Genomic DNA, 26,885 nt, shown 5'->3' with positions numbered 1-26,885 from the left:
CTGTTGGTCACTCAGTTTTCAATTGAGACTCTAATTTGTTTGCCTCGCTACCTAAGTAGGTTGGCTGTTAGAACTCAATCTGTACGAGTGCCCACACAGATGATTGCTTTAAATTGTTAAAGAACGTTTTGAGTCGCTTTAGCGTCTCAAGGGATGCGAATAATACACCCTTTATTTTTCGAGTCAACACTTAGTTTTAAACTTTCTTTTTAGAAGATTTAAAACCGAAGTTTTATTTAACTCTCTGAGTTGTTCGTGCCTCGCTATGCGTTGGCGTTTCCCGTCTCAGTGGGGTCGCATTATAGGGAGATCCGAAAACAGATCAACCCTTTTTTTAGATCTTTTTACTGTTCGAACAAAAATAGAACAAAACCACGTAAAACCATATGAAAACCTTCCTAAGACGATGCTTTTTTGTGCTCTTATTTATTATTTAATACAAATATCATTGCTATGTTTGATTTAGACGTTAAGATAGCAAGTTCACAATGTTAAATTAATGTTTATTTCCTGTTTATTGGTAGATCTAAAATGAAATTACCCGATCAAAAATCTTTTATCTTCTCTGTTATTCTTGCTGTAGTTGGTTTTGTTGTTGTTGAGTTCGCTTTAGGCGGCTTAGCTTTAAACCCTGCATTACTATTTGGTGCTGGTTTATTAATAGGTGCGATTGCTATTGCTGCAATGTCATCTGATGTGACTGAAGAAGCTGAAGTTAAAACAAAAACGCTTTATGTTGGTAACCTTCCTTATCGTGCAAACGAAGGTGTGGTTCGTGCATTATTTGAAGAACAAGGCAAAGTATTCAATGTTCGTTTATTAAAGGATAAGAATACTGGCAAGCGTCGTGGCTTTGGTTTTGTTGAAATGGCGCAAGCTGATGCAGACAATGCAATTGCTAACTTGAACGATAGCGAGTTCCAACAACGTACTTTAAAGGTACGTGAAGCAAAACAAAAACAAGAAGATGATTCTAATGCTCTACGTACTGAGACGGATCAGTCAGTGTAACTAGCTTTACCGCTAGCTTATTGCTAAACACATCAGCCGTTGCATAATATTGCAGCGGCTTTTTTATGTCTGTTAGTTTATTCACACACAAGTTAAGTTGGTTAAGTAGGTAGTTGACTCTGTTTGCTATCGCTACACCTGAATCAAGTAATTTTACATTCCCTTCAAAATACTGACTAATAGGCTCTGCTAATATTGGAAAGTGCGTACATCCTAATACAAGTACATCTATAGTTTTATCTATATGTAGGTCATCAAGCACTTGATGCAACTTGTTTGTATCCAAAGACTCTGTAAAAAAGTATTGCTCAGCTAAAGTTACTAACTCCACACTGCTATATAGATTAACGATTACATTACGTGCATGCTCAGTAATTAATGTTTTAGTGTATGAACTGGCGACCGTTGCCGGTGTGGCTAATAAGCCAATATGATTTGAACGTGTTAACTCTGCTGCAGGTTTTATTGCTGGCACAACACCTACTATAGGAATATCTGTCATTTGGCGAACAGCGCTAAGTGCAGATGTAGAAGCGGTATTACACGCTATTACAATTAAATCAACGTTAAGCGTATTAGCTTTGATGAAATGAATAAGTGAGCATAATCGGTTAATGATTGTTTTTTGGGATTGAGCACCATAAGGTAGTAATGCATTATCCATAAAATAACTGTACTGAGCATTGGGGATACTTTGCTTTATATGCTCAAGTACAGTAGTTCCACCAATACCTGAATCAAAGACCATTATATGCGCTGACAAACTACCGTTCCCACTTTACTTTAAGAACGGCAGTTTGCCATGAGGTATTTATAAAAGAAAGTAGTTTAACTTTGCGTGGTTTCTAAATCAGCAAGCTCGTCGGCTGCCGAATTTAACTGATTAAGGTTTTCGAACATAGACTTTGTGTAATCCACTAACTTATCTATTTGCTCCTGATCTTGATTTAACCATTGGAGAATGCCAGCTAGCTGATTTTGTAATCCAAGCTCACCCGCTTTTTCAAAAGCATTTTTAAGGTCGTCATTAAAAGGGGCTAACCCCTCTGCTACTTGTTTTTCTGGTGCTGGTTTATATTCTTCATAGCTTTTAACTGTTGCTATTGTTTTTGTTTGGCGTAAATCCATAGAAAAAGCCACCAGCTGCTCGCTGTCTAAACTCAGCTCTTGCGCTTGTTCAAATGCTTCATCTAAATCACCACCAAAAAAGGTTTTACTTAAATCTTGTAAGTCTTCCATCATCGCATTAATAGCTTCTTGCTCTTGCTCGTTTAAGTCACCATTTACCGACATCGAAAATGATACCTGTCGAGATTGCGATGATGAGCTTGCAAACGACTCACTATTACTATTTTGCTGATAGCCACTTGCCGATTGAGATTCAAATGCATCAGCAAAGCTAATACTTACCTCATCGCCTTCTGCTGTAGTAAATTTATATTCTGCATTACTCGTCATACTGACGTATTGGGCCTGGCTTATATTTACGCTGGCAGGTTGTGGGTTAAATAACGACTCTTCAAACTTATCCAGCCCATTGTAAATTCCCTCTTTGGACTTATTAATGCCCTCTTCCATGTCATCATTAAATACGCCAGTACCTTTGAGTTCATCAACAGCGTCATCAATCCCTATTTGGACTCCTTTGCGCGCATCGCCTAGCATATCTTTGAGCTTTTCGTCATCAGCGCCGTTAGCTTTTGCTTTATTAACAGCACTACTTACAAAATCGAGTACGTTTTTTACTATTTCATCAAAATCAAATAGTGGTTTATCTGCTTTTTTTTCTGCGATAGGCAACCCAAGCTGCTCAGCCATTTTATCGCCAAGCACCTTTGCGGCCAACTCTCGGCCTCGTTGTTGATAGCTATCTTGAGGAGACGTAATTGTAGGTTGCTGTATATCAGCTTTATTATTGAATTTATTGATGTTGTTGTTTGGCGTAAAGCCATAATTACCTATTTTCATGATTCGTCTCCTAAGCGTGCGTAGTTTATTATCGGCTATAACAATAAAAACTAAAGTACAATGTTCAATAAAACAGCATAAATGCTAGCCAAAACTAGACAAATACGCAGCGCTCCCTACAATAGCGCCGATAAACAGATCTTAGATAAGGTAGTAGCGTTAATGGCAGTTATTAAAATAGATACCACACAGTACCAAACGCAGTTAAGTGAAAAAGAGCAGCGTATTAGTGCACAGTTCCAACGTTTTGGTGTGGAGCAACTAGAAGTATTTAGCTCAGAGCCAACTAACTACCGCCAACGTGCTGAATTTAGAGTATGGCACGACGGTGACGATCTGTTTCACATTATGTTTGATCAACAAACAAAAGAAAAAATCCGTGTTGATACATTTGATCCAGCAGCGCCTCTAGTTGGTGAAATAATGCAGGTGATGATTGAGCATCTTAAGCCTTGTGAAATATTACGTCGTAAGTTATTTCAAATCGATTACCTATCCACGCTAAGCGGTGAAATTTTAGTAAGCTTGCTTTATCACAAACCACTTGATGATGAATGGTTAAGTGAAATTAAAGCGCTTAAAGAAAAACTAAGCAGTAAATACAAAATTGACTTTATCGGTCGTGCTCGCAAACAAAAAGAAGTGCTGGGTGATGACTTTGTAACTGAGCGTTTAACAGTTAATGGTCAAGAGCTTATTTATCAACAAGTAGAAAATAGCTTTACTCAGCCTAATGCAAAAGTAAATATTAATATGCTGGAGTGGGCGCAAGATTTATGTAAACCACTTAAAAATGATTTATTAGAACTGTATTGCGGTAACGGTAACTTTTCAATTGCGTTAGCGGGCTGTTTTAATAAAGTATTAGCAACAGAAATATCAAAATCATCTGTTCATTCTGCTCAATACAATATTGCTAAAAATAACGTAGAGAACTTAGATATTATTCGTATGTCTAGTGAAGAGTTTACTCAAGCAATGAATGGCGAGCGTACTTTCTCTCGTTTAGACGGTATTGACCTTAAAAGCTATGACTGCCAAACCATATTAGTTGATCCACCGCGCGCGGGCATGGATGAATTAACGTGTGACTTAGTGGCTAACTACGAAAGCATAATTTATATATCGTGTAATCCTGAAACCCTTGAGCGTGACCTTGATCACCTAACACGTACGCACAACGTTAAGCGCTTTGCTATATTTGATCAGTTCCCATATACACATCACATTGAGTCGGGCGTTTTCTTACAGCGCAAATAACCAGCCAAAATTAAAGTGCCAGTACTTTTATAAGTGCTGGTATTTGCTCTTCACTAAATACTTGAATACCATTTTTTATTAATAATGCTGTAGTTAAACCTAGCCCTTCGATTTTTACTCCGCGATGCTTTCCATCATATATTGTATTTCGTCCGCAAGAAGGGCTCGATTCTTTAAGTAGAGCAAAATGAACTTGATTCTTTTTACAGAGTTCTAGCGCTATATTAGCTCCAGTTTGAAACTGTTCTGTTACATCTTCTCCTAAATTAGTAACTACACTCCCCTGTATTATTTCAGCAGGAGCTCTAGGAGTAGGAAGCCCACCAGTGACCTCAGGACAAAACACAATTAATCTATTTTGTTTTTGCCACAAATTAAGCTGTGGATGCAAAATTGCGTGTCCTCTACCATCGTAGCGAACAGGCTGCCCTAGCAAACAACTCGATACTAATATTTTTTCCATCGCTATATCCTTATAAAGCAAAAAAGCTCCTTAAGGAGCTTTTTTAGTTTTAGCTAAACTTACTTGTTAGCTAAGTAATTAATCAGTTTGCTAATATCTTCTGGTTCAGTAATACCCGACTCACGACCTAGGTTTAATTTATACTTACCATTTACAATAAATGTAGGTACGCCACGTAGTGCGCCTTTTTCTTTAAAGTAGTCTTGATCGCGTTTCATTTTAGAGCTCAGCGTTCGTACCGAGAAGCTTTTAAACAGCTTATCAAACTTATCGCCATCAACGCCCTGCGCTACAAATATATCTTTTACATCTGCAAGCTCATTAAAACTAGCGCGCTTTGTATGAATATGATTAAAGATTGCAGAGACAATTTTATCTTTTTGCGGAAGCACTTCTGCAGTAGCGAGTGCTTGGCTCATCATCTGTTGGTTTTCTGGGTCGCGTACACCTACAAAATCAACATGGCTCTTTTTAAATTTAACGTTTTTATCAAGCTTAGGCTTAAACTCACCAATTAGTGCTTCCATGTTATTACATGCAGGGCAGTAAAATGAGAAAAACTCTTTAATTTCTGGCTTTTTTGTTGCGCGCTCAGAAACAACGTCGTAATGCACGCCTTCTTCATACGTTGCTGCAAAGCTTGTTGCCGCCATAGGAAGTAGTACTGCAAGCAAACCTGCTTTAACTAATTTAATCATTATTATGCTCCGAAATTTATAGTGCTAATAAAAACGCTACTAACTCATCAAGTTCTTTTTGATTTTTGATGGTGTTGAGGTTTATTTTATATTTATCGTTAACAATAAAAGTAGGTACACCTGTAAGTGCGCCTAATTTTGAATATTTATTTTGTTTGTTTTGCATTGCTTGCTCAGCCGAAATAACTGGCATGCTTGCAATTTCTTGATCAAACGTTGCGCTATCAATACCGTTTACTTCAAGTAATTTTTTAACGTCTTTCATTTCAGTTAAAGGAGCACGCTGAACATGAATACTTTTAAAAATTTGATCGCTAATACTCTGCGCCTGACCATGCTGCTTAGCAATTAAGTAGGCAAAGCTTAAATTACTTTGTGCTTGTGGCGACACGCCACCTAAAAAGTTCACGTGGTTTTTAATAAACTCCGCGCCTTCAGGCAAGCCTTGTTCAATTGCTTTTGCTACTGGTTCAAACTTAAAACAATGTGGACAGTAAAATGAGAAAAACTCGGTTACTTGTGGTGATGTACTTTTGTCTACATCAATAACTGTGTATTGATTATCAACTTCAAACTGTGCAGCAAGTGCTGCAAATGGTAAACATAAAAGTAATAAACTCAGTTTTAATTTTTTAAGCATTTGTATCTCGTTGTACTTGTCTTTAAATAAAATATTACGGCAATAACTTTAACGGTGCTTCTTGCAATGCTGCAAGTTGCTCCTTCAGTGCTAAAATTTGTTGCTCCCAGTATTTGTCATCAGCAAACCATGTAAAGTTCCGCACAAAGGCAGGATCGCTCCATCGTTTAGCTACCCATCCCATATAATGGATAATACGCATCGCTCGCAGCGGTTCAATTAATTTGAGTTGAGAGTGATCAAAATCACAAAACTCTTCATACGCACTCACAAGGGTATCTAACTGTAACAGTTGCGTCGCTCTATCGCCACTGAGCATCATCCATAAATCTTGGATTGCAGGACCTTGGCGGCTGTCATCTAAATCAACAAACATGAGCGCATCACCTGCCCACAAAATATTACCAACGTGGCAGTCACCATGTAAGCGAATACTTTGCACATCTTTATACTGTTTTTGCGCCTGCTCTATCACTAAATCTAAAATAGTATAAAAGGCAGTATTTATTCCCATAGGCACTAAGTTACTTTTTTGAAGATGAACTTTGGCTGTATGTAAATACTCCTCGCAAGTAACTGTTGGCCTATAAGTAAAAGGCTTTGTTTTAGCTACTTGGTGCATACGGCCAATTAAACGCCCCATTACATCAAGCTGATCTAAGTTATCAACTTCAAATAAACGCCCGCCGACACTTGGAAACAACACAAACAAATAACCTTCGTGTTCAAACAAGCTTTGCCCATTATATAAAATAGGGGCAACAACAGGCACTTCCGCTTCTGCCAGTTCAAATGCAAAGTCATGCTCTTCTTGAATTTGCTCTTTACTCCAGCGCTCTGGGCGATAAAACTTCACTACGTAACGCAGGCCATCATCGGCTTTAAATTGGTACACTCTGTTTTCATAGCTATTGAGTGCCAACAAACCAGATTCAGCGTACACACCTACGCTTTCTATTGCATCGAGTATTAGGTCAGGTGTTAAGTCAATAAAACTAAATTTACTCATACTCTTCTTATATAAAATAAAAAGCGGGTTATATACCCGCTTTTGTTAATTGCTATATCAACTTACCTATTTAAGGTCGGTTGTGATTATCGCGCTTTAAAAAAGTTACTCGACTGCGATATTGTCTCATCCGGCTCATCTACCGGTGAAAGCACAAAGTTAAACTCAGTCATCGACACCTTCAAATCATAAGGGTCCATTACAAGCGACAATGGCACATTATGAGATTGCCCTGCCTGCACAGTAAATGACTGCTTACCAATATACTTAAAGTTATCTAACCCTTGCACTTTAATATTAAAGGTTTGCTCGTACTGCGCTTTATTAATTACCTTTAATGTATAGGTGTTCTCTACTAAACCATCAAAATCGACACGATATAATTGATTTCGATCACGAATGATATCAAAGTCCATTGTTTTACGCAGCGCTATATTAGCTACAAGTGCTCCCGTAAGCACAACAAGTATGACCGTGTAACCAATGATTTTAGCTCGTAGTGGATTCGTTTTATTTTCTGGGGTTTCGAGGTTTCGCTCTGTCGTATATGAAATAAGCCCACGCGGGTATTCCATTTTATCCATTACGCCATCACACGCATCAATACATGCACCACAGTTAATACACTCAGCTTGTAGCCCATTTCTAATATCAATACCTGTTGGGCACACTTGAACACACAAGTTACAGTCTATACAGTCGCCTAGCTCTAAATCTTCATGATCTACTTTACGTGAACGAGGACCACGGCTTTCACCACGGCTTTCGTCGTACGTTACAGTGTATGTATCTTTATCAAACATAGCTGATTGAAAACGAGAGTAAGGGCAAATGTGTAAACACATAATTTCTCGCATCCAACCGGCATTACCATAGGTACACGCAGCAAAGAAAATAATACTGACTAGTGCATAACCACCCACGTTAAACGTTACAAAATCAGGAAGTAACTCTCTGATTGGCGTAAAGTAACCCACAAAAGAAATAGCGGTATATAACGAAAACAATACCCAACTAGTATGCTTTGCCGTTTTACGCCAAAACTTATCAAAATTCATGGGTCTTTGATCGAGTTTTTTACGCTGATTAGCTGTGCCTTCAAGCTTTTCTTCAAACCAAATAAAAATAAAGGTCCAAACAGTTTGCGGACATGTGTAGCCACACCACACCCGTCCATAGAAGGTGGTCACTAAAAACAGCGCAAATGCTGCCAGCATAAAAATAAACGCTAATATGGTAAAATCTTGAGGCCATAGCGTTAAACCAAAAATATTGTATTTTTGACCAATTAGATCAAACAGTACTGCTTGCTGGCCGTTAAAATTAATCCAAGGAAGTAACATAAACGCAAGTAGGCCTAAAAAGCCAATGCGCTGCCTAAGTAATTGATGTAGGCCTTTTACGGCACGCACATAAATACGATTTCGGGGATTGAACCTATCATCTTGACGGCTTAAATCCGGTTTTTGGATTTTCACCTCTACAGGGATATTCTTTACTTTAATTTGCTTGTCCATCGAAGTTCCTCAACGCCGCTTGGAAATAAAAATCCAGCAATACTCAAGTACTCTATACTTAAAGCTAGCAAGTTACTTGCTAGGCAGATTTACTTTAATAAATTGCCTTCTCGAATACTTTCAGATATTTCAGAAATATCTGACTGCTGTTAACCATTATAACAATGTTGGTTAAAATTACTGGCATAGATCGCTAATAATTTATTCATCCCAGTTACTTGCTTTTAAAATGCAGTTTATTACACTGCATGGTAATTCAACCCTACTTAGATCAAGGTTTACGTATCCATGAAAAAATTTATTATTTTGGTAGTTGTGATCCTTGCCTTTTTTACAATCGATCATCCGCTTATAAAAGAACCTCGCGAAAGGTTATTAGGTGAAGGCATTGGTTTTTTAAGTGATGCAAGTAAGGTTAACAGAAGCCCTGCTGCAAATATGGCTAAAAATAGAATCAACACTCAACTTAAATTGTCTGAATCTGAGGGTGAGTACGTAGAAAAAACGTTTACAACAGATGACTCTGTTCAGTTATTTCACCTACGCTATTGTCGTGAACGTGACTTAAACCTTTATTTTTATGGCGATCGTTTAAATACAGTATGTAAAATAGTGACTGAAGCATTAGAGCAAAAGCGAGCAAAGTAGTGGATTTTTCAGGATTAAATAAAAAAGCAAGCGACTCATTTCATAAACAACGCAATATGCTCAAGCAATTGGCACAAGGCAAAACGTTAAAGTGTGAGAAGTGTAATGGGGTTTTAACACTTAATTTAGCCACCAGTGAACCTGGTAAAGGCGTAGTAAAGTGCAAACAAGGCTGCACGGATATTATATTAGAGCTAGGCACTTAGATTAAACTAAGCGCCTGGTATTAATAATTACTCTTCCCAACTCTCGTCGGTTATCAAACCGCTATTAATTGCGACCACTTCAATTAGTTCAGCAAACCCTAATGCAAAGTCACCCATTGATTCATATTGGTACTGACACAAGGCTTCTATAGTCATGTTATTTTGTTTGGCAATCTGAGCTATTGCTAGCTGGTCAAGTGCAAAAAAGCTTAATGTACTTAACGCACTTTCTAATGCTTGTTTAAAGTCAGTGTCTAATTGCGGTGCATTTAACAAAGGCTCTGCGTAAGCTTTGGTTGCAACTAAGAAACCTTTACTCCATGACTTACAAAACTCAGCATCAAATGTGTTAGGTAATTTGTATCCTGTTTCAAATACTTGCTCACTAATTTTATGATATAGCGCCATAAACAAGAAAAGTACTTCTTCATCTAAATCATTAGCTGTATTTGGTAATATCTGCTCAAGCCACTCATGCACATCTAATGGATTGGGCGAACAAATAACGCCAAATAAATAGCCTTGGCTTTGTTGAAGGGTCATTGCTTGAGATTGGGTATTTAAAAATGTGCTGAGCTGCTTTGCGTGCAGCTCAGTAAATTGGGGTATTTGCATTAAAACTCTTTATATTCAAACATTAAAAGTTGAGCGGGTAACGACCTTGGCTATCTGGTCGGCCTAAAAATTTAACCGCATCATGTACATCTTTAGGTAAGCTAGCATCTGGTTTTACATAACCTGCCACACTAAAGTCGAAATTAGCTTTAAGTGTAGCATCTGCCTCAAGGCCAAGCGTATTATCTGGGTCAATTAATATAGCAATATCGCCCGACTTACAGCTTAACTTACCAGCCAGAGGGCCAATATTAAACCACCCATTTAAGCCTTGCACGTCAATATTAGGGCTCGCTATTTCACCTTTTAGTGAATCACAATAAGGTGCACCTGAGCTGTATTCATCAAGTTCTAAAATTACACGTCCTTTAGCGGTTACAGGTAGGGGAAGCTGCACGCGCTGCATTGCACGCTCTACTGTTGAGCGCACTAGGCCGTCAGTCACTTTAACTTCTTGATTAAAAAGCCCATAACTTACATCAGCATAACCCGAGATATCACTACGCTCTCGTGCATTACCAAACTTCACATTCGCATTTAGCTTGCCTGTAAATAACTTCCAGCCAGCAATGTCCCAGCGCACATTATTTAACTGTTCACCATCAAAACGAACTTGCATCATTTGACCTTGCCAAACAGTGCCTACAGTTTGGCCTACTTCTAATTGCTTTGGAAAGTACGGTTTTGCTATATCTAGTGCAATATGTGCTGGTAATTTAATAATACAAAACACAATAAAACTAATTAAAAAGACAGCCGATAACGTTATTATTTTTTTCATTAATTAATTCTCTAATACTAAACGGCTTACACGCACATAGCCTGATTTATCATCGCGGCTCAAATCTAAGTTTTCAATTTTTAAGCCGTGCTGATTCACTAGCTCATCTAACCACTCTATTAACTGATTAAATTCTACAGAGTCGAGCGTCAAACGCAGCGAATCACTACTTGGCTGCATTTTACTAATACTTATTTGATGGCGCCCACGTGTAGAATTAACAATTTGGCTTAAGTTTGCATTGCTAGCAACACTGGTGTTACCCGCAGCCTTTAGTTTAACAATACTGTCATCAACCCAAGCTAATAGCTCTTGTTGTTTAATTTGAGATTGCTGTGCCTTTTCTATCGCATTATTTAATGGTCTAAATATTCCCATTACTAAAACAAAAATAATAAACACGCCACCAGCGACCATTACCAATTGTTGTTCTTGCTCTTTAAGCGAGCGCCATTGTTGCATTAACTGCTTTTTCATACTGCACCTCGCAGTTTAATTTCACCAACGACATAATCACCGTCGTTATTTAAAGACCCTTGCTCAACAGTTAAACCTTGTTTTTCAAGTATGATTTTTACTTTACCAAAGGTTTGGAAGTCTTTAGCACGTGCACGAATGCGCAGCTCATTGCGACGTTTGTCATAACGAAGTGTTTCAGGTGTAAATTCGCTGACTTGCGAAAATACATCAACCAAATTAGTCGTTAAGTCTAAAAAGCCCGACTCACTTGAGCCTTGCACTTTATCTAACGCGCCTTTAATTTGGCTTTTAATTAGATTGGGGCGAACTTTAGTTCCTGGGAATGCTTTTTGGTATCTGTCGACTACTTGAGCTTTAGCTACTTCTACTTGTGTATTAAGTTGGTGTAACTCAATAGCTTTTATTGTAATAGTAGAAACCAATGCAACACTTGCTATAATTGCGGCGCCTTTCCAGTAACCCCACCATAAAGCGCTTTGTTTTTTAAGCTGATACATACCTTGGCGTAAGTTAAAGTTAACGCTATCTAACTGCTTTGCAAATAATGCTAGAGGTAAGTCGTACTCACTCGTTTGCGCTTGTAAGTTAACGCTTTCTGGAAACTGACTAGCTGGGCTAAAATGCTTAATATCAGGATTACCCATGGCTGTTAAGTAGCCATTTAACCAACTAGATTCAACCGCACCTATATGCCATTGCCCCTGCTTAAATAACCATTGGTTATTGAGCTCGATAGCGGTAACTGCGCCATCATCTGCAAGCGGTAACAACAAAGCATCGGGTAATATTCTGTATACTGATAGATTATGCTCTACAAATAATGCGAGCCATTGTTCAAACCATTCACGGTCTGTCATTGCTACACGAATTGCATGTTGCTCACCAAGCATTGTCGGCTGCGCTACTGCTATAAACAGTTCATCTACGTCACATGCTATGTCTTCTTCAAGCATGTATGGCAATGCTTGCTCAAGCTTGCGATTCCATTTTGTTGGCAAAGCGACCGTTTTTAATTGCACTTGATCACTGGGTAACAACACGACCACTTCTCGGGTAAGTGCTTTTTCGCTTAGCTCACTTAAATGCTCTGCATTTGGTAACTCGCCACTGGCTATTATTTCTTGTTCTTGTGGTGAGTAAATTAACCAATTAAGCAATTCTTGCTCGGTTTGACCCGTGCGGATCAACAGTATTTCTGTCACTGTACGCCTCCAAATTTTCGCGCCAGTATCGTTACGTCACCGTCTTTAGCGTGCAGTAATGTGGTCATCGAAAAACGCAGGTCGACAAAGTTTGCCTGCGTTTGTAATTTAAAATATTCGCTTTTAATACTAAATAGACTTTTTATTAAGTCAGTATTAGTACCGCCTTGCTGCTTCACCTGTTCAAAAAATTCATCGATGGTGTCAAAGCCAGTTTGCGGTCTTGCGCCTAACACCGCTTCTGCGCCAGATAAGCTTAAGCTTTCTATCAAGGCACTGAGTATGAGCGCTTGCTCTGGCAATAATGTATTTACGTTAATAGATAAAAGCGTACTGCCTGGTATTACACATACATATGGCAGTACTTTTTCCATCACTAATGGGTTGAAGCCCTTAACCAAGCGTAATTCCGATGTTGATGCAAATAAACTATTGGCTGTCATATACGGAAAATCTCGTGATAAATACTCGTCTTCTTCTGCGCCTGAGCGATATGTAATACTGTCCTCGTCAAGCCAATCAAATACGCTATCTGCCATTGTCTCTTCTGATTCATCAGCAGGTAAATCTTCAATGTTTTCAAGTAATGCAAATAGTGCTTTATGTGCAGGGTTTGTTTTACTTGCGCTATTTCCTTCTGGCGCTATGGCTAAAGCATTTAAATTTAGACATGCTTGTAAATCAGTAATTTTGCCACTTAACGTGCCGTTATCAACAGGGTATGAAGCATCCCCTTGAGTTGCCCAAACTTGATCAAGTGTTGTTTTATCAGCATCATCTTTTTTACTTTGTATTAGCCCTTTAATAGCAAGCTCTTCTGCACCGTAGGCATACCATTTAGCTTGCTGGTGACCTTGCAAATTAGTGCTTTTTTGCACTTGAACCATTAAATTAGCACTCATTTCTACTGCTAAAATAGCCGCTAATGCCACAATAAACAAAACAATAACAAGTGCTGCGCCGCGCGATGATTGCTGCTTAACCATTATTCACATCCGTACTTTGTGTAGCAACAACTTTGCCTTGCCCAGGAACTAAAAATACACGACGAATTGGCTCTGCTTCTATTTGTTGCAAAGTAACAGCAACCGCTTTAGGGAGAGCTTTAATTTCCCACTGTTCCTGCCATTCGTTTTTATCATCCAAAAACTCAAACTTAAGCTCTTCAACATTTTCTAGTACACGTTGAACTCGCGGCTCCATATTATCAAGCTGATCAACATAAACCCGATAAACACGCTCAAGGTTATCGTCTATCACTCTATAACCAACGGCTTGTAGTTCTGAACGTGGCAATAAATTAATTGGATTTATCCAGCCATCTCGTACAAACGCGATACCATCGTATTGGCTTTCTAAAACGTAACGACCAGCAAGTAAGTATTGTTCTTGAACATCACCAGATTCGTTTCGTACTGCACGTTTAGTCATTTGGCTAAAATCTTGATCCATTAACCTAAATGTTGTTTGCAACCCATTTAACTCAGCAATTTTTTCATCGGAGGCATCTTTTGCTCTTGTTGTCGTCTCGAGTATTTGATGAGTAGCAATAATAACAAAAGCTAAAATACCCAGTGCTACCATAACTTCAAGTAATGTAAACCCACGCTGCTTCACTTACTTTTTGCCTTTATTGAGATACGTTGATAACTCATATGCCGAATGCTCATATTTTTCATCCGTAAAAACATTTATGGTTAACTTAACAAAGCTTTTGTCAGCAGTGGCTGTTACTTCTTGCTGCCAAAACCATTCAACACCGCCCATTACTTCGCTGCCTTTAAGGTTATTTTTACCTTGCCATTGTTCGCCTTTAGTACGCTGTTCAATAATAACGTTTTCGGCGACCCAAGATGCATAGGTTTGCTCTTCAATAGTCGTTAAGTGGTGTATGTGCTCGCTTGTTGCTTGCATTGCAGCTATACCCGCCATGGCACAAATACTTAATGCCACTAATACCTCTAATAAAGTAAACCCTTTAGTGCGCTTCATTATTCTGGCTCTCGGCGAAAGTTTACTGGTGCAGCAAATTCACCTTCAATGTAATACACAGGTTCGCTTTGCTCTTTTAACTCTAATATAAGTTGAAACGCGCTTACCTCACCTGATGACAAAATAAGTACTTGTGGGATTTTCAACTTTTTAAGCTCAAGTAAGCTGTCTTCATCGCCGCCACTCATAAGTTCGCGCCAGTTAGATTGCTCTAAGAGGTTATCTTGCGCCCACGCTAAATCTTCTAAGTTAAGCGTGAGCTTTAATCTTTCATCTAACTCTATTGGTTTAAAAAGGTCTTCACGGTCAAAGGTAATCCACTTTTCACCATCGAAAACTAAATACTCTAACGTATTTTCTTCTACTAATAAGCCCAATTCAACTTGGTTTAAAATGGCAAATTCCGATGCCATGTTAATGGTGGTATGTAGCCTTAATGCTTGAGTATCTAACTCTTCCTCAGCACCGCCTTCTAAGCTATATACCACCATTTTTGTAGCAAAAGCGATGATCACTAATACCACTAAAATTTCTATTAAACTGAAGCCTCTGCTTTTTGCATGGCGCTGCTTAAGGCTTGCTTTCATAGCAAGCCTCTAGCATTAACATGTTCATACAAAGCAGTGTACTTAAGCATTATTGTTTTTCTTCGTCCCAGTTACCGATATCGTCATCAGTACCTACTTCACCATCTGGGCCCATAGAAAAAATATCAAACTTGCCAATTTCACCTGGGCTAATTAGCTGATATAGATTACCCCATGGATCTTCTGGTAATTCATTAATAAAACCACCGTCAGGGAAACGTTTTGGAACCGGTTCAATGCTTGTTTGAGTAACTAGCGCTTCAAGACCTTGCTCTGTGCTTGGGTAGCTCTTATTTTTAAGCTTGTATAAGCTCATTGCATCTTCTAATTGTTGAATATCTAGATGCGCTTTATCGATAGCAGCCTCTTCTTGCTGACCCATAATGTTAGGTGCAACAATTGACATAATCATTCCGATGATAACCAGTACCACCATCACTTCTAGTAAAGAAAAACCTGATTGTTTATTCACGTAATTACCTCATTATTCTAAAAACATTAAGTAAAAATGGTTTAGGTAAAACCATTAATATATTTAAAAGTTTATTCTAACTTAAAGTCCAACAGCTTTATTCATCGCCATTATCGGCTGCAATATTGCCATTACTATAAATAATACAATAACCGCCATTGAGGCGATCATCGCAGGCTCTAGTAGTTTAAGCGACACATTAACCATGCTCTCAAATTCGCGATCTTGGTTATTTGCAGCACGCTCTAACATTTGCTCTAGTTCACCTGATTTTTCACCACTTGCTATCATATGCAGCATCATTGGTGGAAACAACTTAGTTTGCTGAAGTGCAGCTCTTAAGCTTGCACCCTCACTCACTCTGTCGGATGCATCTGCAACCGCTTTTTTAATTTTTTCGTTAATTAATACGCCGCCCGAGATACGCATTCCTTCAAGTAATGGTACCGAGCTTGACGATAAAATACTTAAAGTACGTGCAAAACGTGCGGTGTTAATACCACGAGCCACTTTACCTATACCTGGCATATGTAGCACTCGGTCATCCCACCAAAAACGTATTTTAGGCTGCTTAAGTGCATGCTTAATACCAATGGCTATAGCTGTAATAGCTATTAAACTAATAAACCAATAATTTTGCACAAAATGGCTGCCTGCCATAACCCATTCGGTAGTCCAAGGAAGTACTTGTTTCGTTTTTTCAAACGTTTTTAATATTTTTGGTACTACAGTACCAAGCAATACCGACACAATACCAATTGCAAATACCACTAAAATAATAGGGTAAACCATAGCCTGAGTTATTTGGCTACGCATATGTTGGCGCTGCTCGGTATAGTCGGCTAAACGATTAAGTACTTGGTCAAGGTGACCGGACTTTTCGCCTGCGGCTACCATTGCACGATATAAGTCGTCAAAAACATGAGGAAACTCACTAAGACCATCGGCAAGGGTGTAACCTTCGACTACTTTTGAGCGTACCGACATAAGCATCCGCTTTAAACGCGGCTTTTCGCATTGCTCAGCAACCGCCATAACAGCGCCTTCAACAGGAAGTGCCGATTGAATAAGTGTTGCTAATTGCCTTGTAATTAATGCTAAGTCTGAGGTTGAAATTGTCGGCTTAAAAAAGCCGCCGAGTAAAGGGGCTTTTTCGCCTTTGACTTGTTTATCACTTTGCGCCGCAGGGACAACTTCAAGCGGCGTAAGTTTTTGATCACGTAAAGTTTGGCGAATTTGTTTAGCTGTATCGGCTTCTAAAATGCCTTTTTTTTCTTTACCTCGGCCATCTAAGGCACGGTATTCAAACGCCGCCATAGTTAACCTTCCTCACGGGTAACACGCAATACTTCTTCAAGTGTTGTTTTACCTACAAGTACACGGCTACAACCATCTTGGCGAATACTTGGGCTGCGCTTACGAATGTATTTTTCTACGCTTTGCTCGCCTTTACCGTTGTGAATCATTTCGCGTATTGTTTCATCAACTACAAGTAACTCGTGAATACCCGTACGACCACGATAGCCATTAAAGTTACACTCTTCACACCCTACTGCTCGATAAATTGTCGGTTGGCTTTCAAAAGGAACCCCTAACAGCTGGCATTCATGCTCATCAGCCGTGTGACCTTCTTTGCAGGTATTACACAATGTACGTACTAGCCGTTGCGACAACACACCGAGTAACGACGATGAAAGTAAGAATGGTTCAACACCCATATCTTCCATACGTGTAATTGCACCCGATGCGGTATTAGTATGCAGAGTAGACATAACAAGGTGGCCGGTAAGTGACGCTTGAACACCAATTTGCGCAGTTTCAAGGTCGCGTATTTCACCCACCATTACTACATCAGGATCTTGGCGTAATATTGCACGTAAACCACGTGCAAATGTCATATCAACTTTTGCATTAACTTGTGTTTGCCCAATGCCTGGAATTTCGTACTCTATCGGATCTTCAACGGTAAGAATATTACGATCGCGTGAGTTAATTTGGCTCATACCAGCGTATAGAGTGGTACTTTTACCAGAGCCCGTTGGCCCTGTTACTAAAATAATGCCGTGGGGTTTACTAATTAAATCTGAAAACAATGCACGGTTATCTGCGGTCATACCTAAATCTTCAAGGTTTAAGCGCGCGTTGTTTTTATCAAGTAAACGCAGTACTACACGCTCACCAAAGCTCGATGGCATTGTAGATACACGCACGTCAACTGCACGCCCGGCAATACGTAAGCTAATACGGCCATCTTGTGGAATGCGTTTTTCGGCTATATCAAGCTTAGCCATTACTTTAATACGAGACACAAGTAACGATGCAAGTTTACGATTAGGCTTAAGTACTTCTTTAAGCACGCCATCGACCCTAAAGCGAATAACAAGCTCTTGCTCGAAGGTTTCGATATGAATATCAGAAGCCCCTTCTTTAATCGCTTCACTTAGCATGGCGTTAATAAGCTTGATTATTGGCGCATCATCGTCACCAGCCAGTAAATCTTCAGTTTGCGGAAGTTCATCAGCAAGTGAGAATAAATCAACCTCGTTGCCAATATCTTCCATCATCTGTTGTGTTTCAGAGCTATCACGTTGGTATGACGCTTCAAGCAATAGCTCAAATTTATCATCAGCCAATTGCTCAAGTGTAAAACCATGGCCTGCGATACGGCGTACTTCTAATAGTACTTCCACATCTAGCTCACCACGGTAGTAAACTATACGATGATCTTTGTTTTTACCCAGTAACACACCTGCGCGTCTTGCATAGGAAAACGGCAAACGCTTTGCTGGTAACTCAACTAACACATCACTCGTTAATAGCTCATCCTGATTATGCGTTTGAGGATGAACCACATCTTGGTTTATCTCTTGAATCGCATTAGTCATCTTTACGCTCTTGTGCATTTTGTTTACGTAGAGACTCTTCATACGTAGGTGGAAGTACTAATTCGTCATTCCACTCAGGTAAAATAGGCGTATCAGTCATTGGCATTAACTCAATACCGTCTTCTTTTTGTTTAAACTGCTCACCACGAATAAAGTTATATTTATTAAAGCTTAACTTATTCATGCTTACACCATCACGAATAATGGTTGGGCGAATAAACACAATAAGATTACGCTTACGGCGCGTTGTATTTGTTGATCTAAACAGGTGACCTAAAATAGGGATATCGCCTAATAACGGTACCTTAGAAACACTTTCTTGTACGTCTTCGTCAATTAAACCACCAAGTACAACCATACCGCCATCATCGGCCATAACCGTTGTTTTAATTGCACGTTTATTAACTGAAATATCAACAGCAGTTGCACCACTTACGCTCGATACTTCTTGCTCAATAGTAAGTTGTACTGCAGAGCCATCGTTAATCTGTGGCGTAACTATCAGTTTAATACCGACTTCTTGACGCTCAACTGTTTGAAATGGGTTAGCATTATTACTGCCCGTTTGTGAGCCTGTAATAATAGGCACTTCTTGACCGACTAAAATAGAGGCTTCTTCGTTATCCATTGTAGTAATAGAAGGGGTAGCCAATATATTTGAATTTGTATCAGTGGCAACAGCCTGAATAATTGCGCCCCAATCATTTTTAACAACGCCCAGCGCTAAACCATTAATGCCACTTAGCAAGGAAGCAAGCGCATCATAGTCACCCTCAGTCGTTTCGTCATAACTAGTAACGGTTCCAGTTTCTGTACCAATGATAGTTTTAGTTACGGTTGTATCTTGTGCTTGCTCTGCAGCAACAGCTAATGAACCCACGGGAACCGTAGTGCCGTTGTTAAACTGCAACATACCGCCCTGCTCAGAAATCCACTGCAGGCCTAAGTTAACCCCGTCGCCTTCCATTACTTCAATAATAATGGCTTCAACTAATACTTGGGCACGGCGAATATCAAGGCGTTCAATTACTGATTCTAATGATCGCATTGTGTCTGGCTGTGCGGTAATAATTAATGAGTTTGAGTCAGGGTGAGACTCTATACTGCTTTCATTATTGCTTCTGCTACGAGTTTTAGTAGTACCGCCTTGTGCATCTTCAACAAGTGACTTACTAACACCCTGCAATACTTTGACTAAATCTTCAGCTTTAGCATAATTTAAGTAAAACACCTTGGTGTTACCTTGGCTTTCTAGCTCACCATCTAAGCGCTTAATGAGCTCAATAGCACGTGTACGTGCTTGGCCTTCACCACTTACAATAACGCTATTAGTTCGGCCATCAGCCACAACTTTTGGAATTAAGAATTCAGGTACGCTGCCTTTACCGCTGTCTTTATAAATATTATCTACCACAGAGACAACATCATCTGCCGTCGCATATTTAAGCTTAACGATGTCTACACGCTTGTCACCCGCTTGATCAACAGAGCGAATAATCTCAACTAAGCGATTAACCGATGCAGCATGACCCGTTAGCATCATTACGTTAGCCGCATTAAAGTTAGCAACGTGGCCACCATCTTTTTGATCGCTAAATTGACGAACTAAAGGACCAAGCTCCTGCACACTTACATTTTTAACACGTACAACACGCGTAATCATCACGTCGCCGCTAGCTTCACTACCTTCGTCAATAAGTGGCACATTTGATTTTTTAGCGTCTGAACTTTTTTCGACCTTAATTATGCCATTGTCCATTTCAACAGCTGAGTAGCCATAAACTTCCAATACATTTAAGAAGAACTGATAATAAAGTGCTTCGTCCATTAACTCATAACTGCGAACATTTACTTTGCCGCGCACGTTAGGGTCAATAATGACTGTTTTATTAAGGTTTTTACCAACAATATTAATGAACTCGTTGATATCAGTTCCTTTAAAGTTAGCAGCATATTCAACAGCAGAAACAGACAAAGAAATACTTGCCGCCAAAAAAAGTGCTGCGTACTTAGCTAACCCTTTTTTAATTTTTTTGAGGTGTAGCACCTGAACCATCGTATTAAAACTCCAAAGCTAAATTATTGCAGACTAAATTGCACATCAATTTGTTCACCATCACGTTCTATAGTGATATTGGCATCTGTACTATTACGCAGCTCATTAATAGCTGACATAGCCTGTTTTAAATCTGTTAATTGATAGCCATTTATAGAAATGGCTAAATCGTTATTTTTTAAACCCATTTGCTTAAACAGCTCAGGCTCTTTACCTGGACTTAAGCGATATCCAATTAGCTCACCATCATTCATGGCTTGTGAAACACGTATATAGTCAAATAGCTTGCCCGGCTCTTCGAGTAACTCTTCACGTGTTTCTATAATTGCTTCTTTAACGTCCGGATCTGCAGTGGCATCTATTTGTAGATCACTTGGTTCTAATTTTTGCGGACCCATTTCAGCATCATCACGCGCAGCGAGTACTGGCATAGATACTTTTTTACTAAAATCGAGTCCATCAAGCATTAATGTTTCAAAGCGTCCATTAACACTCAAAATAATACGATCCGGCAATATTTGTGCAACTTCAGCACGCGTACCCGATACTACTTCATCAACAAGATAGCTTACTTGCTTACCTTGTGATTCAATAATTGCGATACCTGCTTTGTCATCGTTATTAACCGCTACGATACCGGTTAAATTGATACTTAAGCGCGTTTCTGGCGCATTATTTATTACCTGCGATTGCTTTGCAGTATTATTGTTGTTTGTTACAGTTTTTTTACCAAATAAAAATTGCTCAATAATATGCTGCGCTGAGTTGTTACTCGCACCAGATGACTGGTTAGCATAATGAGTAGGGGTAAGTAGAGTTACTGGTGGTTTTGGCCACAAAAGCCAAGCAAGCTTTGATAATAAAAATGCAAGATAAACAACAACTAACAGTGTCACTAATGCACTTAACTTAGCATGCGGTAAACGAGTTAAAAATTGTTTTAGTTGTTGGATTTGCTGTTCCATAAATAGTGTTCTTATTTTAATTTACTGCGTTAGCGCGTACCCATAGTACCCTTTCATTTTTCTTTCAACAAGCACACTAATATTAAACTTTGTAAACAGATTAAATTAACTTTACATAACAGTACAAAAAGTAAACTGCCGTTGTAATACCTTCATCCTACGATGATTTCATGATAAATTTTAAGCTATAAAAACGTGGGGAAATGCCTTATGAGTAAAAAAAGTAATGCTAATACCAGCTCAGACCCTGTAGATGGGTTAAAAGTTCGATTAGATAAATGGTTATGGGCTGCGCGATTTTATAAAACTCGCGCAGTTGCACGCGAAATGGTGCAAGGCGGCAAAGTACATTATAATGGCCAACGTACAAAAGCGAGTAAAATAGTAGACGTTGGCGCAAAAATAAAACTAGCTCAGGGCGTAGATGAAAAGCTGATAACTATACTCTCAGTGCTTGAAAAACGTCAAAGCGCCCCCATTGCACAGACCATGTATCAAGAATCTGATGCAAGTATTGCTAAACGCGAAGAAAACAGCATCGCACGCAAAAATAACAGCTTTTTTGCTCCTCATCCGGATAAAAAACCGGATAAAAAGCAAAGACGCGAACTTTTAAAAATGAAATCAAGTTAGGTATAGCCGCTCATGCAACAAGATTTACTTCACCGTTATTTATTCAACGAACTAGATGTTCGTGGCGAACTCGTACAAATCGAGAATGCTTATAATGAAATGATTGCCGACCATAATTACCCAGACCCTGTTAAAGCATTACTAGGTGAGTTACTTGTTGCAACCTGTTTATTAACCGCCACTTTAAAGTTTGAAGGTGAAATTGCAGTACAGCTTCAAGGTGATGGCCCAGTTAAATATGCAGTTATAAATGGTGATGATAAACAAAACATGCGTGGTATTGCACGCCTGCAAAGCGAAATTACGGGCACAACTGTAAAAGAGCTTATTGGTCAAGGCTATATGGTGATCACTATTACACCAAGTAAGGGTGAACGTTACCAAGGTATAGTTCCGCTAGAGCATGATACTCTGAGTGAATGTATCGAAAGTTACTTTGAGCAGTCAGAGCAATTAAAAACACGCCTTTGGTTTGCAACCGACACAACAGAAGGTAGCGCAAAAGCATGTGGTCTATTTTTACAAGTACTCCCAGTTGATAAACAAAAATCAATTGAAGACTTTGCACACCTAGAAGCATTAAGTAACACCATTAAAGATGAAGAACTATTACACCTTGATGCTAATACTGTCCTTACACGCCTTTATCACGAAGATAATCCTCGCGTATTTGAACCTCAAGCGATTAAATTCAAATGTGGTTGTAGCCGTGATAAAACAATTACTGCACTTGTTAATATTGGACAAGAAGAACTACTCAAAGACGTAGTTGAGAAAGGGTCTGTTAATATTAACTGTCATTACTGTTTAAAAGAGTATGTTTTTAACGAACAAGATATAAAAAGCATTTTCAACTAAATGTTCAGCTTCATCTATATATAGTAATTAAAGCCGCAAAATATGCGGTTTTATATTATAAAAAGATGATACCGGTGTCATCTTTTCTGCTAATTTCATGACACCGGTATCATTGAAATTATTCATGTTTTTTCTTAAATATATGTGTTTTTAGAGGCTTTACGGGCTCGAATATCTTAAAACCTTCTGTTACTATAATTTCAGTTTAAGGGCACTGATAACCCCAGAGCTATCCGTTCAAACTCTCACACATAGTTAGGTATAAACATGACTACAGGCGCTACACGTTTTGTCGATTTAACCGCAGCTGAACTTGTCGAGCATGCGATCCGCCGTGGCGAAGGTACTTTAGCCGCAAATGGTGCTTTTGTTGCAATTACAGGAAAACGAACTGGTCGTTCACCAAAAGATCGTTTTATTGTTCAAGAAGCGACAACTCAAAATGATATTCAATGGGGCAACGTTAATCGTCCATTTGATGCAGACAAATTTGACGCATTATGGGCTCGCGTAGAATCACATGTTCAAAGTAATGACCACTTCACCTCTCACCTAGAAGTTGGCGCTGACCCTGAGCATTATCTACCTGTAGTTGTAACTACAGAAACAGCGTGGCACCATATTTTTGCCAAAAACATGTTTATCGAACCGCAGAACTATAACGCTTCAAACTTACCACAATGGCAAGTAATGAACGTTCCTTCGTTTGTATGTGAGCCAGAACGTGATGGCACAAATAGCGATGGCACCGTCATTATTAACTTTGCACAGCGTAAAGTATTACTAGCAGGTATGCGTTACGCCGGTGAAATGAAAAAATCGATGTTTTCTGTACAAAACTTCCTACTACCAGCAAAAGGTGTATTACCAATGCACTGTTCTGCTAATGTTGGTGAAGCAGGCGATACAGCATTATTCTTCGGTTTATCTGGTACGGGCAAAACAACACTTTCAGCAGACCCTACTCGCTTTCTAATTGGTGATGACGAGCACGGCTGGGCACCTGGAAGCGTGTTTAATATTGAAGGCGGTTGTTATGCTAAATGTATCGACCTGTCACAAAAGAATGAACCTGTAATTTGGAATGCTATTCGCTTTGGCACTATTTTAGAAAATGTAGTGTTAGATGAAAAAGGCGTTCCAGATTTTAACGATACTAGCCTTACTCAAAATAGCCGTGCAGCATATCCACTTGAACACGTTGAAAAACGTAAAGTAGAAAACCGCGCAGGCGAACCAAAAGCTGTTGTATTTTTAACTTGTGATGTAAGCGGTGTATTACCACCCGTCTCTATACTTAGCGAAGAAGCTGCTGCTTTTCACTTTTTAAGTGGATACACAGCAAAAGTTGGTTCTACTGAGATTGGTTCAACTAGCGATATTGAATCAACATTTTCGACATGTTTTGGCGCGCCATTCTTCCCACGTCCTGCTGGTGTTTACGCTGAACTTCTTATGAAGCGTGTACGCGAGTTTGGCGCTAAAGTGTACCTTGTGAATACAGGTTGGACTGGCGGCCCTTACGGCACAGGTAAACGTTTTGATATCCCAACTACTCGTGCAGTAATTGATGCAATCGTATCTGGTAAATTAGCGGGTGTTGAAACTCAGCACATTGATGTTTTAAACCTAGATGTACCGGTAGCAGTTCCAGGTGTAGATACTAACTTACTTAATCCTATTAACACGTGGGAAGATAAAGCTAAGTACAATGAATATGCAGCAAAACTTGCCGCAGACTTCACTGAAAACTTTGCTAAGTATGACGTATCAGACGATATAAAAAATGCAGGACCTAAAGCTTAAATAAGCTTCAAGCTTGTACTTTAACGCCAGCCAAGAACTGGCGTTTTACTTTCTAAATACCTAATTTAATAAGTGCGACAAAATGCCGCACAACTCATATCAAAAAACCATATAATATACCGCGTAATTAATCATTCTTTAATGCCCAATAAACCTGCATTACTCATTACGACTATTTAATTAATGACACTAAAGCTTTCATGGCGAAAAATATTCAGGCGGTTACATTTATACTTAGGTCTATCGATAGGTGTTTTACTTGCTATTATTAGCCTTTCTGGCTCCGTATTAGTTTATTACCCACAAATAGACTTACTGCTAAATCCAGCAAATGACGCTATTACAAACATAAAAACGCCTAATTGGGATCAAGCATATAATACGCTAAGAGCCAATTTCCCTTCAAAGCAAGGGCCATGGCGATTAGAAAACACAGGTATAAACTCAGTAATTCCCGCGCGATACTACAATCCAATAGAAACAAAAGAGCAAGGCTTTGCCCCCTTAATGGTATGGCTATCTAGCAGTAGTGATAAAGTAATACGTAAAAACTATTGGGGAAAATACTTAGTAACTTGGATGTACAACTTACATTTTTCATTACTAACAGGAGCAACGGGCACTCTCGTTGTTGGCTATATAGGCATAGCCTCAATAGCTCTTCTTATCTCTGGATTCTTTGCTTGGTTTCCAAAGCCTGGGCAGTGGGTAAAGGCACTAAAATTTAAATCTCGTAGCTCTAAAATAGGTTTGCTATACGACTGGCATAAACTAATTGGTTTAACCTTCTGCATACCGCTACTAACTTTAACTGTTACAGGTGTTATGCTCGCTATTCCAAAACAAACAGATCCTATATTAACCGCTCTAGTTAGCGATATAAACTCTCCACCAAAAACACAAATTCAACCGAGCAAACAAACCAATATTCCTTTATCACAAGCGGTATTAATAGCTGAAAAAGCATTACCGAATACGCGTTTAGCTTGGATTGAAACACCATCAAACTTAAATGCTATTTACAGATTAAGATTTCAAACTGTAAACGATCCTTCGTATCGCTTTCCACATAGCTATATAGAGGTTAATGCACTTACAGGAAAGTTAGAGAGCGTGTTTAATATAGATAAGCAAAGTACGGCTAGTAAAATAAAAAACTGGATACACCCTCTACATGACGGCAGCATTGGCGGTAACATTTTAAAAGTCATTTGGGTGCTGAGTGGCTTTGGATCTGCTGCATTGTTCTTTATTGGCGTATATAGGTGGTTAGTTAGAACCAAGAGAGTATAAAAATAAAATAAACTTTACGCCAATCTCCCTAGTTAAATGATCTATTTGAGGACAAAAATTTCTTTATTTCGTTGTTCTCGCCAATTACTCCTAAGTTGCTCAACCTTCTGTATCCATGCAATCGTATATCAGAAATTTCTAACGCAATTAACGTCAAGTTCAATCCACCAAATTGATTAGGTATTATTGCCGATTAGTATAATTATCAGGTATGTGTATTTATTCTGCACGCGCTAAAACTACAGTTAGTTACAGATGTAATGCGGTAAATCACTTAGGTAAACTTAGCGCACAATAGTGCCCCCCAATTAATTGCTTACTAGTGTCTGTAAATAAGGCTATATACCTAATGACAACGTCTAATAGGCTACTGAATAGTTAAAGCAAGGCTCTTTACAATGTGAAGCCTGCGTAATGTCACGATACCCACAGCGGTGGAGAGTCACGTAGTAAATGCTACTTTATTGGCCGAATGGGGTATTGAGGGCTTTTGTTGTGATTCTAACGTCGGGAGTCGCTGCGCTCGCCCGACCTACGTGATGGGTGTTGATGTAGTGTGCATTAATTGCGCGCATTTCACTTTTCTGCAGACGTAAAAAAGCCCGAATCGTTAGATTCGGGCTTTCTACAATTTGAAGCCTGGTAATGTCCTACTTTCACATAGCAAATGCTACACTATCATCGGCGCTGTTTCGTTTCACTACTGAGTTCGGCATGGAATCAGGTGGGTCCAAAACGCTATTGTCACCAAGCAAATTTGGGCGTTAATTCGTATCGCTACGCACTAACTGAATTTGGAAAATATCTGATAATATTTTTTAAGTCTTTCTTAAGTAATAT

General features: G+C 39.1%; 28 protein-coding genes and 1 rRNA gene. 8 read left to right on the top strand and 21 right to left on the bottom strand.

Features of this window, described 5'->3' with window-relative positions:
- The first annotated feature begins 531 nt into the window (after nt 1–531).
- Nucleotides 532–1,011 carry an RNA-binding protein gene (locus GQR45_RS20425; RefSeq protein ID WP_007582860.1) on the top strand — a complete coding sequence of 160 codons (480 nt, stop codon included), beginning with the start codon at nt 532–534 and terminating at the stop codon, nt 1,009–1,011.
- Here GQR45_RS20425 and murI read toward each other — a convergent pair.
- Together murI and GQR45_RS20415 are read right to left on the bottom strand one after the other, a co-directional pair.
- The gene (gene murI / locus GQR45_RS20420; RefSeq protein ID WP_165726878.1) at nt 974–1,774 is read right to left on the bottom strand and encodes a glutamate racemase; all 801 of its coding nucleotides are present in this window, start codon (nt 1,772–1,774) and stop codon (nt 974–976) included. The two genes, GQR45_RS20425 and murI, sit on opposite strands and share 38 nt — an antisense overlap.
- A gap of 65 nt (nt 1,775–1,839) precedes the next feature.
- On the bottom strand, nt 1,840–2,979 hold the full coding sequence (locus GQR45_RS20415) for a DUF5610 domain-containing protein (protein ID WP_165726877.1): 1,140 nt from the start codon (nt 2,977–2,979) through the stop codon (nt 1,840–1,842).
- A gap of 162 nt (nt 2,980–3,141) precedes the next feature.
- On the opposite strand from GQR45_RS20415, the gene trmA reads away from it, so the two are divergent.
- Nucleotides 3,142–4,239 carry a tRNA (uridine(54)-C5)-methyltransferase TrmA gene (gene trmA / locus GQR45_RS20410; protein WP_007582854.1) on the top strand — a complete coding sequence of 366 codons (1,098 nt, stop codon included), beginning with the start codon at nt 3,142–3,144 and terminating at the stop codon, nt 4,237–4,239.
- A gap of 10 nt (nt 4,240–4,249) precedes the next feature.
- On the opposite strand, the gene GQR45_RS20405 is transcribed toward trmA, so the two are convergent.
- From GQR45_RS20405 to ccoG, 5 genes are all read right to left on the bottom strand, one after another.
- Entirely contained in the window at nt 4,250–4,702 is a 453-nt protein-coding gene (locus GQR45_RS20405) for a DUF523 domain-containing protein (protein WP_165726876.1), read from the bottom strand.
- Between the two features lie 59 nt (nt 4,703–4,761).
- Nucleotides 4,762–5,400, bottom strand: a complete 639-nt coding sequence (locus GQR45_RS20400; protein WP_010555409.1) for a thiol:disulfide interchange protein DsbA/DsbL — start codon at nt 5,398–5,400, stop codon at nt 4,762–4,764.
- A gap of 16 nt (nt 5,401–5,416) precedes the next feature.
- A complete protein-coding gene (locus GQR45_RS20395) occupies nt 5,417–6,040 on the bottom strand; it encodes a thiol:disulfide interchange protein DsbA/DsbL (RefSeq protein ID WP_007586563.1) in 624 nt (207 codons plus the stop codon).
- Between the two features lie 34 nt (nt 6,041–6,074).
- A complete protein-coding gene (locus GQR45_RS20390; protein WP_010555410.1) occupies nt 6,075–7,049 on the bottom strand; it encodes a serine/threonine protein kinase in 975 nt (324 codons plus the stop codon).
- An 86-nt stretch (nt 7,050–7,135) separates the two neighbouring features.
- Entirely contained in the window at nt 7,136–8,566 is a 1,431-nt protein-coding gene (ccoG, locus tag GQR45_RS20385) for a cytochrome c oxidase accessory protein CcoG (protein ID WP_007586568.1), read from the bottom strand.
- A gap of 288 nt (nt 8,567–8,854) precedes the next feature.
- On the opposite strand from ccoG, the gene GQR45_RS20380 reads away from it, so the two are divergent.
- Together GQR45_RS20380 and GQR45_RS21595 are read left to right on the top strand one after the other, a co-directional pair.
- Nucleotides 8,855–9,214 (top strand): hypothetical protein, encoded by a 360-nt coding sequence (locus GQR45_RS20380; protein WP_165726875.1) that lies wholly within the window; start codon nt 8,855–8,857, stop codon nt 9,212–9,214.
- Nucleotides 9,214–9,420 (top strand): hypothetical protein, encoded by a 207-nt coding sequence (locus GQR45_RS21595; RefSeq protein ID WP_007586570.1) that lies wholly within the window; start codon nt 9,214–9,216, stop codon nt 9,418–9,420. Before GQR45_RS20380 ends, GQR45_RS21595 begins: the two co-directional genes overlap by 1 nt.
- 27 nt (nt 9,421–9,447) lie before the next feature.
- Here the strand turns inward: GQR45_RS21595 and GQR45_RS20370 are convergent, their stop codons facing one another.
- From GQR45_RS20370 to gspC, 13 genes are all read right to left on the bottom strand, one after another.
- Nucleotides 9,448–10,035 carry a UPF0149 family protein gene (locus tag GQR45_RS20370; protein WP_007586574.1) on the bottom strand — a complete coding sequence of 196 codons (588 nt, stop codon included), beginning with the start codon at nt 10,033–10,035 and terminating at the stop codon, nt 9,448–9,450.
- Nucleotides 10,036–10,057: 22 nt separating this feature from the next.
- Complete coding sequence (locus tag GQR45_RS20365) at nt 10,058–10,816, bottom strand: type II secretion system protein N (protein ID WP_007586576.1); 759 nt, start codon at nt 10,814–10,816, stop codon at nt 10,058–10,060.
- A 3-nt stretch (nt 10,817–10,819) separates the two neighbouring features.
- Entirely contained in the window at nt 10,820–11,293 is a 474-nt protein-coding gene (locus GQR45_RS20360; RefSeq protein WP_010555411.1) for a type II secretion system protein M, read from the bottom strand.
- Nucleotides 11,290–12,498, bottom strand: a complete 1,209-nt coding sequence (gspL, locus tag GQR45_RS20355) for a type II secretion system protein GspL (RefSeq protein ID WP_024591438.1) — start codon at nt 12,496–12,498, stop codon at nt 11,290–11,292. The genes GQR45_RS20360 and gspL overlap by 4 nt, the downstream gene beginning before the upstream one ends.
- On the bottom strand, nt 12,495–13,484 hold the full coding sequence (gene gspK / locus GQR45_RS20350) for a type II secretion system minor pseudopilin GspK (RefSeq protein WP_165726874.1): 990 nt from the start codon (nt 13,482–13,484) through the stop codon (nt 12,495–12,497). The genes gspL and gspK overlap by 4 nt, the downstream gene beginning before the upstream one ends.
- Nucleotides 13,477–14,115 (bottom strand): type II secretion system minor pseudopilin GspJ, encoded by a 639-nt coding sequence (gene gspJ, locus GQR45_RS20345; RefSeq protein WP_010555413.1) that lies wholly within the window; start codon nt 14,113–14,115, stop codon nt 13,477–13,479. Before gspJ ends, gspK begins: the two co-directional genes overlap by 8 nt.
- A complete protein-coding gene (gene gspI, locus GQR45_RS20340) occupies nt 14,116–14,490 on the bottom strand; it encodes a type II secretion system minor pseudopilin GspI (RefSeq protein WP_002962039.1) in 375 nt (124 codons plus the stop codon).
- Complete coding sequence (locus tag GQR45_RS20335) at nt 14,490–15,077, bottom strand: prepilin-type N-terminal cleavage/methylation domain-containing protein (protein WP_010555414.1); 588 nt, start codon at nt 15,075–15,077, stop codon at nt 14,490–14,492. Before GQR45_RS20335 ends, gspI begins: the two co-directional genes overlap by 1 nt.
- 49 nt (nt 15,078–15,126) lie before the next feature.
- On the bottom strand, nt 15,127–15,549 hold the full coding sequence (gene gspG, locus GQR45_RS20330) for a type II secretion system major pseudopilin GspG (protein ID WP_007586585.1): 423 nt from the start codon (nt 15,547–15,549) through the stop codon (nt 15,127–15,129).
- Nucleotides 15,550–15,630: 81 nt separating this feature from the next.
- Nucleotides 15,631–16,866 (bottom strand): type II secretion system inner membrane protein GspF, encoded by a 1,236-nt coding sequence (gene gspF / locus GQR45_RS20325; protein WP_002962033.1) that lies wholly within the window; start codon nt 16,864–16,866, stop codon nt 15,631–15,633.
- 2 nt (nt 16,867–16,868) lie between these two features.
- Nucleotides 16,869–18,434 carry a type II secretion system ATPase GspE gene (gspE, locus tag GQR45_RS20320; RefSeq protein WP_024608234.1) on the bottom strand — a complete coding sequence of 522 codons (1,566 nt, stop codon included), beginning with the start codon at nt 18,432–18,434 and terminating at the stop codon, nt 16,869–16,871.
- Nucleotides 18,427–20,490: a type II secretion system secretin GspD gene (gene gspD, locus GQR45_RS20315; protein ID WP_165726873.1), complete on the bottom strand. Its 2,064-nt coding sequence runs from the start codon at nt 20,488–20,490 to the stop codon at nt 18,427–18,429. Before gspD ends, gspE begins: the two co-directional genes overlap by 8 nt.
- A 23-nt stretch (nt 20,491–20,513) precedes the next feature.
- A complete protein-coding gene (gene gspC / locus GQR45_RS20310) occupies nt 20,514–21,455 on the bottom strand; it encodes a type II secretion system protein GspC (RefSeq protein WP_165726872.1) in 942 nt (313 codons plus the stop codon).
- 210 nt (nt 21,456–21,665) lie between these two features.
- On the opposite strand from gspC, the gene hslR reads away from it, so the two are divergent.
- From hslR to GQR45_RS20290, 4 genes are all read left to right on the top strand, one after another.
- Complete coding sequence (hslR, locus tag GQR45_RS20305) at nt 21,666–22,088, top strand: ribosome-associated heat shock protein Hsp15 (protein WP_165726871.1); 423 nt, start codon at nt 21,666–21,668, stop codon at nt 22,086–22,088.
- A gap of 12 nt (nt 22,089–22,100) precedes the next feature.
- Complete coding sequence (gene hslO / locus GQR45_RS20300) at nt 22,101–22,946, top strand: Hsp33 family molecular chaperone HslO (protein WP_165726870.1); 846 nt, start codon at nt 22,101–22,103, stop codon at nt 22,944–22,946.
- 267 nt (nt 22,947–23,213) lie between these two features.
- Nucleotides 23,214–24,752, top strand: coding sequence for a phosphoenolpyruvate carboxykinase (locus GQR45_RS20295; RefSeq protein WP_007586595.1), 1,539 nt, complete (start codon nt 23,214–23,216; stop codon nt 24,750–24,752).
- A gap of 183 nt (nt 24,753–24,935) precedes the next feature.
- Nucleotides 24,936–26,045: a PepSY-associated TM helix domain-containing protein gene (locus GQR45_RS20290; protein WP_165726869.1), complete on the top strand. Its 1,110-nt coding sequence runs from the start codon at nt 24,936–24,938 to the stop codon at nt 26,043–26,045.
- 637 nt (nt 26,046–26,682) lie between these two features.
- Here the strand turns inward: GQR45_RS20290 and rrf are convergent.
- A 5S ribosomal RNA gene (gene rrf, locus GQR45_RS20285) occupies nt 26,683–26,797 on the bottom strand.
- Nucleotides 26,798–26,885: the final 88 nt, after the last annotated feature.

Source organism: Pseudoalteromonas sp. SA25 (genome assembly GCF_011378705.1).
In the GTDB taxonomy this organism is placed as follows: Bacteria; Pseudomonadota; Gammaproteobacteria; order Enterobacterales; family Alteromonadaceae; genus Pseudoalteromonas; species Pseudoalteromonas arctica.
Note: the sequence above shows the minus strand (reverse complement) of the source record. Positions and strands in the feature narration are given on the sequence as shown.